The organism is Pseudomonas sp. GW821-FHT11G12 (genome assembly GCF_058808055.1).
In genome coordinates this window covers 146,768-158,754 of sequence record NZ_JBXARH010000004.1, presented here as the reverse complement: position 1 = coordinate 158,754, position 11,987 = coordinate 146,768, and the positions used below count along the sequence as shown (strand labels likewise).

Annotated in this window: 12 protein-coding genes; 1 reads left to right on the top strand and 11 read right to left on the bottom strand. The window is 59.6% G+C overall.

Annotated elements, in window-relative coordinates; translation table 11 throughout:
• Positions 1–43: 43 nt before the first annotated feature.
• From AC1RR7_RS14995 to AC1RR7_RS14945, 11 genes are all read right to left on the bottom strand, one after another.
• Complete coding sequence (locus AC1RR7_RS14995) at positions 44–1,027, bottom strand: cysteine peptidase family C39 domain-containing protein (RefSeq protein ID WP_493157875.1); 984 nt, start codon at positions 1,025–1,027, stop codon at positions 44–46.
• Positions 1,024–2,424 carry an MATE family efflux transporter gene (locus AC1RR7_RS14990; protein WP_493066204.1) on the bottom strand — a complete coding sequence of 467 codons (1,401 nt, stop codon included), beginning with the start codon at positions 2,422–2,424 and terminating at the stop codon, positions 1,024–1,026. The genes AC1RR7_RS14995 and AC1RR7_RS14990 overlap by 4 nt, the downstream gene beginning before the upstream one ends.
• Complete coding sequence (locus tag AC1RR7_RS14985; protein WP_493157874.1) at positions 2,408–3,313, bottom strand: class-II aminoacyl-tRNA synthetase family protein; 906 nt, start codon at positions 3,311–3,313, stop codon at positions 2,408–2,410. Before AC1RR7_RS14985 ends, AC1RR7_RS14990 begins: the two co-directional genes overlap by 17 nt.
• Before the next feature lie 5 nt (positions 3,314–3,318).
• Complete coding sequence (locus AC1RR7_RS14980; RefSeq protein ID WP_096820639.1) at positions 3,319–3,576, bottom strand: phosphopantetheine-binding protein; 258 nt, start codon at positions 3,574–3,576, stop codon at positions 3,319–3,321.
• Positions 3,564–5,315, bottom strand: coding sequence for a carbamoyltransferase family protein (locus tag AC1RR7_RS14975; protein ID WP_493157873.1), 1,752 nt, complete (start codon positions 5,313–5,315; stop codon positions 3,564–3,566). The genes AC1RR7_RS14980 and AC1RR7_RS14975 overlap by 13 nt, the downstream gene beginning before the upstream one ends.
• Entirely contained in the window at positions 5,312–6,490 is a 1,179-nt protein-coding gene (locus tag AC1RR7_RS14970; RefSeq protein ID WP_493066206.1) for a beta-ketoacyl synthase N-terminal-like domain-containing protein, read from the bottom strand. Before AC1RR7_RS14970 ends, AC1RR7_RS14975 begins: the two co-directional genes overlap by 4 nt.
• Positions 6,487–7,221, bottom strand: a complete 735-nt coding sequence (locus AC1RR7_RS14965; RefSeq protein ID WP_493157872.1) for a hypothetical protein — start codon at positions 7,219–7,221, stop codon at positions 6,487–6,489. The genes AC1RR7_RS14970 and AC1RR7_RS14965 overlap by 4 nt, the downstream gene beginning before the upstream one ends.
• Complete coding sequence (locus AC1RR7_RS14960) at positions 7,214–8,077, bottom strand: hypothetical protein (RefSeq protein WP_493157871.1); 864 nt, start codon at positions 8,075–8,077, stop codon at positions 7,214–7,216. The genes AC1RR7_RS14965 and AC1RR7_RS14960 overlap by 8 nt, the downstream gene beginning before the upstream one ends.
• A gap of 139 nt (positions 8,078–8,216) precedes the next feature.
• The gene (locus AC1RR7_RS14955) at positions 8,217–8,450 is read right to left on the bottom strand and encodes an acyl carrier protein (protein WP_096820644.1); all 234 of its coding nucleotides are present in this window, start codon (positions 8,448–8,450) and stop codon (positions 8,217–8,219) included.
• A 52-nt stretch (positions 8,451–8,502) separates the two neighbouring features.
• Positions 8,503–9,279 (bottom strand): hypothetical protein, encoded by a 777-nt coding sequence (locus AC1RR7_RS14950; protein ID WP_096820645.1) that lies wholly within the window; start codon positions 9,277–9,279, stop codon positions 8,503–8,505.
• 53 nt (positions 9,280–9,332) lie between these two features.
• The gene (locus tag AC1RR7_RS14945; RefSeq protein ID WP_273538080.1) at positions 9,333–10,016 is read right to left on the bottom strand and encodes an SDR family oxidoreductase; all 684 of its coding nucleotides are present in this window, start codon (positions 10,014–10,016) and stop codon (positions 9,333–9,335) included.
• 721 nt (positions 10,017–10,737) lie between these two features.
• Here AC1RR7_RS14945 and AC1RR7_RS14940 point away from each other — a divergent pair.
• A complete protein-coding gene (locus AC1RR7_RS14940) occupies positions 10,738–11,844 on the top strand; it encodes an alkene reductase (RefSeq protein ID WP_493157870.1) in 1,107 nt (368 codons plus the stop codon).
• Positions 11,845–11,987: the final 143 nt, after the last annotated feature.

Sequence of the window (11,987 nt, the reverse complement as noted above, 5' to 3'; positions counted from 1 at the left end):
TTCGACGCGCCGGTCCGGTCGGTTGAAATCGCACCTGTTCCGTTCAGGTGTTGTGGAGCGAGTCATGCAGCGTTTGCCACAGCTCCAGCGTGAGGGACTCGATTACGTCGAAACGATCCTCCAGGCGCACGAGGATCAACGGTGAGTGGGTTGCCTCAAACTTGAGTGCCAGCATCGACAGCGCCCGCCAGTGGTTGATCAGCGTCTGGGTCAAGGTCGTCATCGACCCCTGGCAGTCCGCGCGTTGCAGCGATTGCGCGAGCAAGGTCAGCCCGGGAATCACGTAGAGCACCACAATGTGATCGAACAGTCGGCGTGCGGCCGTTGCGGCGGTTTCCGGCACGTCGCGAAAACGCGACATGCACAGGGCTCGATAAGCCGGGAGGGCACCGCGGTAGGTATCGTTGGTGAGAAATGAACAGGCCTGACGGTACAGACTGGCTCGCACATCGAAGTCGACGGGCCGCCCGGCAGGCTGCATCACGACAAAATGGCCCATGTGGTCGTAGGTTTCGGTGCGTACCCGATCGGTGATTGCCGTCGCGAACGCTTCGATCGGCAGCCAGGCTTCGCAGCCGTGGGGTTCGCGATCGACGATCAGTGAGTCGAAGATCCTTACATGGGTGGCGGCGTCGTTCATGCCGATCACCAGCACCGCGTGCAGATAACCCGGTTTACTGCTGTAGACCGGGGCGTAGTCCAGATACGCGGAATTGACCCACACCACGATTCCGGGGTATTCGCCGAGCAGGGCCTGGAGTTGCGATATCCAGTCTGAAGCAATGGGCACCCGTGTCACCTGGGCACCCAACGCCTTGCAGGCGCGAAGACCGACGTCCTCGACGGCGAACGTGTATTCCGGCATACCCCATTCATCCAGGCCGGCGCGCAGGAGGTAACCGTCACCGGCCTCCAGCAACTGCGCCTCGTGGAGCGCGACACCGCTGCGGCCGGACAACTGCGCCAGGCTTCCGGTGAAGCAATTGATGGCCAGGGGGGCGAAGCGCACGACTTCATTCAGGTTCACAGGGCGCCCTCCGTGGCGGGATGATGATTGACCTGCAGGCGGTTTTCGGCACCTCGTACGGCTTTGGCGATCCGCCAGAAGTAAATGAGCCCGATGGCGAGTTCGAATATCGAACCGATGATCCAGCAGGTCACCAGCGACGAGGGATCATCGCGATTGCCCATGGCGACGTAATAGATCAGCGGGATGCTCATGAACCACATCAGCACCAGCCGCACGATCAGGGAAAACCGGGCCATCCCGATGCTCTCGAGAACAGCGGCGCCGGTCATCGAAAAAGCAAAGGCACCGGAAAACGTCCACAGGACGCGCTGGGTATCGATGGCCAGGTCGATGATTTCCTGGTTATGCCCCAGGTCGCCAAAAGCCTTGAGCAAGACTTGCGGCATCGTCACCTGGACGGTGGACACCAGCAGGACGTAGATCAACTCAATGACCACGGTCACCCGCACAATCGTCGCCAGCTCGGCATATTGCTGTTTTCCTGCCGCCGTGGCGCACAGGATGCTGCAGCCGATGCCCAGCCCGATGATCGGGATGATGCCCAGGTAGTTGATCGTCAAGTTGACGTTGTTGGCCGCCAGCGCACTGGCGCCCAGTACCGCAACGATCCAGATGAACGCCGTGTTGCCGAGTTGATCCACCCCCGCCGACAAACCGCTGGGTACGCCTCGGCGCAGCCGGAAAGCCAGGCGACTCCACAGGTGTTCACTGCGGGCGATGAAGATATTCATCAGCTCGCGCCAGACCTCGCGCGGCAGCATGAGCGCGTAGCAGCCCAGCATGGACAACGTACCGATCAGGGTCCCGATAGCCGCACCGGCCATGCCCATTTCGGGCAGCCCGAACTTTCCGAACACCAGGCCCACGGTAAAGATCGAGTCGACCACCTGACCGACAATGCCGACCATCAGTGTTTCACGGGTGCGTCCCACGCCATTGAAGAAGGATGACAACGCCGTATTGATCGCCATCACGCCACCGAAAATCGCGGCCCAGAGCATGTACTGCGACTCAAGGCTGACGATTTGCGCGGGACGCGAGCTCAACTGCGGAATCAACGCAATCAGCGGGGCGGCCATGAACAGCAGCGCACCGCAGGCCAGTCCGAGGAATAATCCCAGCGCCCCTTCACCCCGGGCTTCTTCGATGCCCGAGCGGCCGTTTGCCTGGGCAACGAACGAGCGTGAAACCCCGACGGTGCTGCAGAAGAACGCGATGATCGCCATGCTGGTAAAGACCGCCGGCCCCGATGCCGCCAGCGTATCCGGTGAGTAATGCGCCAGGCATAACCGGTCGACGAGCATCATCAGCAGGTTGCCGACCATTGTCCCCATCAACGGAAACGAGACGACGGCGATACGTTTGGCCACCGCGGCGTCAAACCAGCGCTGCATGCTCGAACTCCTTTGTCCGTTGGCCGGCAGGCTGATCATCGAGTACCTCGTGCAAGTGAGCAAGCAGGCGGTCGGGGTCGCCGATCTGGGCAAGCAAAGACAGCAGCAGGCGTTCCATGCCGAAGGCTACGCAGGCTGAGTGCATGGCGGGCTCAGGGGCTTGCGGGCCGATTTTGAATGCCTGCGTGAACAGGTCGCGGTGCAGGTTGCGCGATCCGACGCTGACCTGGCGCTGCGGCCAGGGAATCACCGCTTCGAGCTTGACGCCCATCGCCAGTTGAACCTTGCGGGTCACCTGGGCCGACTCGCCATAAAAGACATCGCTGGCCCGCTCCACGAAGGTCGATGGCACCAGGCGTCTGATCAGTTCCACGCCACTGTCGAACAGCACTTGACACATGTGTTCGACTTGCGACTGCTGGCCCAACAGTACGAACTCACGCATGGTGAAACTGGCCAGGCGTGTCGGCTCGTCGAGCACGGGCTCGTATCGGTGGCAATGGCCCAGCGCCGTGAAGCATTTGAGGTCCCAGCGCTCTGTGCTGCCGGCCATGTGGGAGAATGTGTGATAGCAAGTCGAGGGGCTCAATACCCAGTCGCCCTCGTGATCCTTTTCAGAGTGATCACTGCACGCATGCGGGCTGGCGGTCATCGGGATGCAGGGCAGCTTGTTGAAAAAACCGATCTTCTCCAGCGCCTGTCGCTCGATCAGCGTCGTGCACGAGTGTGCCGTGGCGCTGATATGGCGGCTCATGGTGTTGATCAGTGCCCGGTCCAGAGCCTCGTAGGCCTGGTGGAGGGTGTCGCAAAAACGGTAGCCGATCAGGCCATTGCCGGAAGCGACGACCGAGAGCAGGCGACGAGCCTGTAAATCCTGCAGTGCGAACATGTCGATTATCCCGCTTGGTTCATCATGGCGATCACGCTGTCGACCAGCGCCTCGCGGCTGTCCAGACAAAATGGCTGCAACGCGGCATCGTCGAAGACGAATTGCAGGCGGTCTTCGATGGCGACCAGCAGCCGCATCTGATCCAGGGAGTCGAATACGATCATGTCCAGCGGCGATGTCGGGCTGACTTGCTTGGCAGTGGCGAGCGTGTGCAGAACTTCATCGACCACTCGGGTCAGGTCCACGTGAGTCAGGGTTTCCATACGATGAATCCTTCCATGTAAAGCGTGTCCAGGGCGATGGAACGGAACGTCGCGAGTGCGACATCCGGCGACATGATCAAAGGCTGGCCCTTGACGTTGAACGACGTGTTGATGGAGCAGCCATGGCCGCACACCTTGCGAACCTGGGTCAGCAGACGCCAGAAGTTCTCGTTGACGTCCTGGCTGACCACCTGGATCCGCGCACTGCCGTCGGCATGTGCCACACCGCTGACGGCGGCCATGGCGTCTTCCCGAACCCGTGCGGTGCAGAGCATGTAGCGGGTCGGCTGCAGTTTTTTCGACTCGAACAACTGATCGCAATCGATGTCCAGAACCGCCGGCGCGAAAGGGCGGAAGGGCTCTCTGAACTTCACCAGGCCATTGATCCTGGCCTTGATTTCATGCCCGTTGGCCCGTCCCAGAATGGAACGATTGCCCAGCGCCCTCGGGCCGAATTCCATGCGTCCGTGAAACCAGGCAATGATCTTGTCCTCGGCGATGTCCTGGGCAGCCCGGGCGAAGTATTCATCCGTCAGCCCTTCGTAACGCCATTTCAGGCTGCCATCCGCCGCGGCGTCGTCGAGTTGCCGGCGTATGTGTTCGACACTGTATTCAGGGCCCAGGTACGGGGAAAACCCGCTGTCCAGCGGCTCACCCTGTTGCGCCGCCAGATAGAGCGCGGCACCCAGTGCGGTTCCATCATCACCTGACGCCGGTTGCACGAAGGCCCGCTCCACCGATGGCAAGTTGCACAGCCGTTCGTTTGCCTTGCAATTGAGGAATGAACCGCCTGCCAGGCACAGCGATGTTTCACCGGTGCGCTCGAGCCAGAAAGCAACGAGTGACTCCAGAAGTGAGGTGAACACGGTCTGCAAGGCCGCGGCAAAGTCGGCGTGCCGGTCACCGAGTGCCTCGTCGCTGGCTCGAGGTGCCAGGTTGAACAGCGTCGCCAGAAACTCCATCGCCGCGGGATAACCTTCCTCCGCCCGGCTGAGTGCCTGGGCAGGCCAGCGGATGTTGATCGAGCCGGTTTTCGCATCGAATTGTGCAAGCTGATTGAAGGCTTCGAGGTACGCCGTACCGTTGCCATAGGCTGCCAGCCCCATGACTTTGTACTCGTCGCTGTTGAAGGCGAACCCCAGGAATCGGGTGCAGATGGAGTAGAGCAGGCCAAGGGAATTCTTGATGGGTTGACCATGCAGTTTCTTGAGCGTGCGGCCTTGTGCCTGGAACACCGTCAATGATTCGACTTCACCCATACCGTCGGAGACGATGCACAGCGCACGTTCGTAACCGCTGGTGAAATAGGCCGAAGCCGCGTGGGCAATGTGGTGATCCACGGCTTTGAAACGCGGTGCGACATCCTCCCAGCCGGCTTGCTCCAAAGCCTTGATGACGGATTTTGCACTCAGGACTTCATCGAAGGATTCCGCCGACTGGGTGAAAAAGCGCCGGTAGCGGTCATAGTCGAATCCGTGGGCGATCACTTGAACATCACCCGGTTGCAGGTGTGCCGTACGCAGGCAATAGTCAATCGCGTGAAGGGGCAGTTCACCTGTGCCTTTGTCACCGGTGAAACGTTCTTCGGCCGCTGCCGCAATGACCTTCCCATCAATGATCAGGCAGGCGGCACTGTCGAGGCCCTGACAGATGCGCTCGTCGATTTCCAGCGCTTGAGGGTGAGCGGCGCGATGGGCGCGCTGCGAGTTGGGTAATCCGCTGATTCCGAGAATGATCATGGTTCGATGACCTTGAAAATGGAGATGGCGTTATTGCCGCCAAACCCGAAGGAGTTGTTCTGGATATGCCGTAGCGGGCGAGACAGACCACCCGGTTGGGTGACCAGATCGATCTCGTATTCGAGGCTGTCCGGCTCGATGTGAGTGGGCGGTAACAATTGATGCCGCAGGGACAGGCAACTCGCCACCGCTCCGATCGCTCCTGCGGTGGCCATCATGTGGCCAACCGTGCCTTTGATCGCGGTCACGGCCGCCGTGGGGTAGGTGTTGGCGAAGATCGTGCTTTCCGTGAGGTCATTGGCGCGGGTTCCGGTGCCATGGGCATAGATTGCGCTGATGTCCCCGGCTTGCAGACCGGCCTGTTGCAGCACCTTCTGGTGGCAGGCGGACACGCCGGCCAGATCCGGGTTGGTCGGATGCGCCGCATCATTGTTGCTCGCGACTGCCAGCAGTTGGGCATAGGGTGTGGACACGACGTCGCTGGCGCGCTGTAGCACCACGAAAGCGCCGCCTTCGCTGATGGTGATGTAGCGCCGGTCACGGGAGAAAGGTTTGCATTGCTGTTCGCCCAGTGCGTTCAGGGTGTAGAACCCTGACCAGACTTTCTTTGAAAAGGCATCTCCACCGCCCACCACGGCGGTGTCGACCGCACCACTGCGCAGCATGCGCAGTGCGAACTCCAGTGCCACGTTCGCTGAGGCACAGGTGTTGTGGAAGCACAGCGCCGGGCCTTGCGAACCGATGGCTCGCGCAACATTGCGGGCAATCGCGTGGCTGGAATAGGTGTTTTGGCGCCAGCCTTCGTCATCGTCTTCCAGATGTCGGTCGAGGATGTCGGCTTCGGCCTCGTTGTTGCCGACGCACACCAGCGCATGGCGCAGCGCAGCGGATCCGGCAACCAGGCCGGCGTCCGCGATCGCCTGCATTGCCGCGTCCACCGCGTACAGCGAAGAGTCGGGCACGTTCGGCCCGGTGACCTCAGGCGCGCGCTGTTTGAGCAGGGCTTTTTGCGCCGCGTCGATACGGCCGGCCATGAAGTTCGGCTTCATCCCTGGATAGACCGCCGCCTGGGCGCTGAAATTGGCCTGGCGGTCGATCAGCGCGGTCCAGAACTGTTCGACATCGAGACCAATGGGGGTCACCGCTCCGAGTCCGGAAACGTAGATTGTGTTCAAGGGGTTTTCCTCTTGACGGAAATAGCGTTGTGAATCACCAGCCTCATGCCCTGTTCATCCCAGGCACAGGCATCCCAGGCGAGGAACGAGCCAAAGTGCCGAACGCGTGTTTTCAGATTCAGGGGGGAGGCGGCAACCTCGCGATTCAGATCGATCTGCAGTGCATCAAACCGGGCAAACACGTAGCTGGCCGCCGCGCCACCTGCACGACGCTGCTGCAGCACCAGGGCGAGATTGCCCAGCGCTTCGGTCAGGACCAGCAACGCCGGATCGGCCATCTGCGCCAGGTAGGGGTGCCGTGCAATGACCTGCTGCAGGTCGATGACAGTCTGGGCATGGGTGCCCTCGTCATTCAGTTCGATCTGCTCCGGCAGAAACCAGTACAGCGGTTCACGCGCAGGGCTGACGGGTTGTGTCGATCGACACACCTCATCCATGAACGCCGGTGTCTCGATGAGATCGCCGGCGAGCGTCGAAAACGAACAGCAAAGGCCGGCGTCACCATTGATCTGCGTGTGCGGCCCCTCGTTCACGTAAGTGACGGCTTGCCCCGGGCGCACGAACGATTTGAACAACAGCCGTTCGACAACCGTGGAGGAGGGCGCGGGCCGAGTCGGTTGCTGCAGTTCTCTGAGCAGCAACATCAGGCCCGGCACGATCGGGTCGTTTTCGAAGTGCACCTTGAACACGTCAAGGCCTGGGTCAAAGATTTCGGCTCGGGTGCTATTCATGATGGCGCGAAATCACGATGCTGGCGGCGTTGTCCGGCTGGGCCAGCAGCAGAGCGGCATGCTGGCCGGGCTTCAAGACCTGTACGCCCTCCAGGAAGGCCGCGAATACAAATGCCCGGTTGTACTCATTCGCCGTGGTGTCGTCCGCGTTGTCGTCCGGCGGACACTGAGCGGCCAGCAGCGCCCGGCTGCCGCTGTCGAGAAACAGCCGCGCATCGCCGGGTAACGCCTTGAGCGACTGTTGCACGTCCTTTTCAAAGCGGATAACCGCGCTGAATTGATTGCCTTGCTTCAGGGCCAGGTAGCTGACTCCTGAGGACACCCGGGTTGCAGAGGGGGCCTGCCGGGCGATGTCATCGAGTGCTTCGGGGCAATAGGTGTCCCCGACAAACACATGACTTTTTGCCTGATCGTGATCTTGCAGGTGAAGCAGGCCGTGAAGCATGGCCAGCGCCGGTGTGAGTACCCCGGCATTCAGGGTCGCATTGCCACCGCCGATGTGCTGGCTGATGTTGATGAAGGTCGAGGCCGAGCTGGTCGTGGCATAGGGAAACTGCTGAGCCGACAGTGCCTTGTGATCGATTTTGGCCTGGCGCTGAAAGCGCAGCATGGCTTCCAGGTTGCCGTACTCGGTGCCCACGATGACGGTTTCATTGTGGGTCGCGTCCGTCGGGATCATGTAACGCGCGGCGAGGTAGAAGCAGATTCGACTGAAGGTGTCGCGGAACCGATCGCCTTTGGCATCGACCCATTCATTGAAGTCTTCGGGCAGCAGTTCAGCGTCGCCAGACGCCGACGGTGCAGGCGGATACAGCGCGTATCGCTCGATCGAAAATTCGAGAGTCGCTGGGTTCATGGGATGCTCCGAGCGGAAATGCGCAAACGCATTTCGATAGAGGCGGAGGCATCGCGAATCCGGCCATGGGCCGAGCGCGATGCCGCCGAGGGTCCAGGGTTGAGCCGGCGGACGCTTTGCAGGACCGCCGATTGACGCGTCAGGCCTTGGCGCCCTCGATTTCACGCCACAGCTCGCCAACCGTGCGCGCGCGAACCAGTGCATCCTCATCCAGCTCTGTGCCGAACTCGCGTTCGACTGACATCACGACATCGATCAGTTTCAGCGAATCGATGCCCAGCGCCTGCAACTCTTGGGACTCATCGATGGGATGGGTGGCATCAAGTTCGGCAACAGTTCTCAGGATTTCTACAAAACGGCTATCAACAGGCATGGTCTGGCTCTCTGGTTTTTGTATGAGTCAAATGCGGGGAACGCTGAAGGTGTCAGGACGCAAGCGCGGCATGGATGTCGCAGACGAATTCCCGTGTATCGAGGATGGCGGCGTTGAACCCTTCCGCGACCTGGTTCGCTTCGATGGAACCGTCGGCGATCAATTGTTCGATGGATTCGCACGTTGCCTTGGCGTGGGCTTCTTCGCCGCTTTCATCCATGTGGATGGTGAAAAACTCGTCGCGGGCGATAACGTTCGGAAATTGCCGGATCAGGGCGTTGTGGATCACGGCGATCTGGAAGTCGGCCTCGGTCTCGACGCCCAGGGCGTAACCCAGCGCAAAGCCCAGGTCTGCGCTGTACCCGGCGATCAGTCGGTCGACGAAGCGTTGCGCGGTGTCGGGTCTTTCACCGACGTCGTAACCCAGGCTGCGAACAAAGTTGCTGAACATCGTGGAGTGGCAACTGGGGGTGTTTTCTTCGCGAATGATGCTCTTGATGTAGGCGCGCCAGTTCTCGTTTGTATGAGCCTTCAACGCTGCCGGCAGCACCTTTTTGTTGAAGCCCTGACTTGAACCCCAGTAATACGGTTGCAGGAACGACTCGAACGCACGGGATGACATCTTTCCGTCCAGCAGCGTCAGGTACATCGGATTTTCGATGTGTTCCAGATCCATGATGCCGTGCTTGAGCAACCGGTTCAGCCAGGGCAGGGTCGAAGGATCGTCTCGCGAGGAAATTCGTTCGTGATAGAGCTGATTGGCCGCTGACCGAGCGGTGCCGGGCGCAATACCCTGCGCTGCGGCCAAGGTTGTTTCCATGGTCGTCATTGCGTTTTACCTTCCTTGCGTCAGTGTTTTCCTGGGTGTGGGGTTGCCCGGTTTCAGCTGGCCAACCCACCGTCGAGCGTCAGTGCCGTGCCGGTCAGGTAAGGGGAGTCGAGCGTGGCAATGCAGAAGTGCGCGACGTCAGCGGGCGTGGCCAAGCGCTTGAGCGAAGGCTCTCTGGCCAACAGCGCTTTTTTCTCCTCCGGCAGATGGGCCAGCATTCCACCGTCGACGTAACCTGGCATGACGGTGTAGGCGCGAATGTTGAAACGGCCATAGTCGTGGGCAATGTTCAGGGCCAGGGCATTCAATGCAGCCTTGGAGCAGGAGTAAGGCGCTGCACCAGTTGCTCCACGTACGGCTGCCGTGGAGGAAATGAACTGAAAAATGCCCTTGCGTGCCTTGATGAAGTGGGGGAGCAGGTGGCGGGCTACGCGAGCCGCGCCAAAGACGTTGACATCGAATGCAGCCTGCCAGGCGTCATCATTGAGCGTATGAATCAATCCGTCGCTGGACAGGGCAGGCGCATAGATAACCGCGTCGATCGTCCCGAAATCCGCGATGACCTGCTGGACAGCCGACCGGACGCTTTCATCGGACGTGACGTCCATGAACAGCCCGCTGGTGTCTGCCGAGCGCTTGGTACTGATGACTTGATAGTTGTTGTTTTCCGCCTCGCGGACAATGGCCGCGCCTATTTCACTGGAACCGCCAACTACCAGAAGATTCTTGTTTTGCATATATAAAGCCATAAATTCAGAGGATTAAAAGGCAACCCTTGCACTGCTGAAACCTAAGTTTCAGGACCTCTTCATCAATATCCGGTTTGATGATTTTCTTGCTGTTCTGTCGAGTGGCTTTTGTCGGCAGTACTTGCACTTTCAACAGTGCAATGAGTTGTAACAATTGGTGTGGCGGAGGGACTATGCAGCAAGCTTAAACGGGCTGTCAAGGATCTTGGATCCAAAAAAATCAGCCCATAATGCAAAATAAAAAAATCATATAATGCTAATAAATCCATATAAAACAACGTCTTAATAAATATGTGCATGAATGGCATGCATAAATGAGTTCTATCGATAGAAAAAATAATTCGACTCTTTGAAAGTAGTAAATGAGGGCAGAGCGCCACTATTCGGCTGTTGTTGCACTTTATTAGTGCATTGATAAGGGCGCACAAGATCAAGGATTGAAAACTTCGGGTTCTTCAACTTTCGTGCGGAGTCATCCGGCCTTTGAGCAGGATTTAATAATTAAATTGAGGTTTTGTTTAAAGTCGGTTAGGTCGTTGTCTTTCAGTCATCTGACGGGACAGCACAAGGTGCGTTGTGACAGGTGATCGACAGGCCTGTCCTGCAGAGGATTGCGGAGCAATCAGTCCAGAGAGACTGGATCGTCGGCCCGTTTTTCTCCCGAGACGCCTGGCCTAAGGTGGCCTCCAGATATTTATTGGAGGTCACCATGAATCACCCAACCCTGTTTTCTTCGATCCAGATCGGCCCGCATGCCTTGTCCCACCGCGTGGTCATGGCGCCGTTGACACGCATGCGTTCCGAGCCGGGCGATCTGCCCGGTGCGTTGATGGCTGAATACTATTCGCAGCGTGCCACCGCCGGCGGCCTGATCATTTCCGAAGCCACTGTGGTCTCGACCACCGGCAATGGCTATCTCGGTTCGCCGGGCCTGTACAACGACGCGCAAATTGCTGGCTGGAAAGCCATCACCGATGCGGTTCACGCCAAGGGCGGGCGGATTTTCCTGCAACTGTTTCATGCCGGGCGCCAATCCCACAGCGACATGCAGCCTGACGGCGCACAACCCGTGGCGCCTTCGGCGGTCGAGTACGACGGCGTGGCCTACACCGCCAGCGGCTGGGTCCCGAGCACACCGCATCGTGCCTTGAGCGAGCCGGAAGTCGTGGCGCTGGTGGAGGATTTCCGCCGCGCCTCGGCGCGAGGCCTGGAAGCCGGATTTGATGGCGTGGAAATCCACGGCGCCAACGGTTACCTGATCGACCAGTTTCTGCAGGACGGCAGCAACCGTCGCACCGATGCCTACGGCGGCACGATCGCCAGGCGTGCGCGGTTCCTGATGGACATCACCCGGGCGGTGATTTCGGTCTGGGGTCATGAGCGCGTGGCGGTACGTCTGGGCCCGAGCGGCAATTTCGGCGACATGAAGGACAGCGATCCTGAAGCGCTGTTTGTGTATGTCGCCGAGCAACTGGCCGAGCTGAAACTGGCGTATCTGCACTTGATCGAACCGCGCGTGCTGGGCAATTCGATCGATGAAAGCAAGGATCAGAACCCGGTGGCGGCGCAGTTGATCCGCCAGCATTACGACGGCGTGATCATCGCGGCGGGCGGTTTCAATGCCGCGTCGGCCGAGCAGATTCTGCAAGCGGGGGATGCCGACCTGGTGGCGTTCGGTCGCGACTTCATCGCCAACCCGGATCTGCCGGAACGCATCCGTCATGACCTGCCGCTCAATGCCTACGACCGTGAGACCTTCTACGGTGGCAGTGCGGTCGGGTTTACCGATTATCCGTTTTATCAGCAGAGTGCCTGATCGGTTTCAACTGCTGCGTTGAAGGTAATACCGCCATCGCGGGCAGGCCCGCTTCCACAGACGATTGTGGGAGTGGGCCTGCCCGCGATGGCGTTTCTGTTGGCAAGACTTCTCTTTGCAAATCCCCCGCCCGCATCTACTCT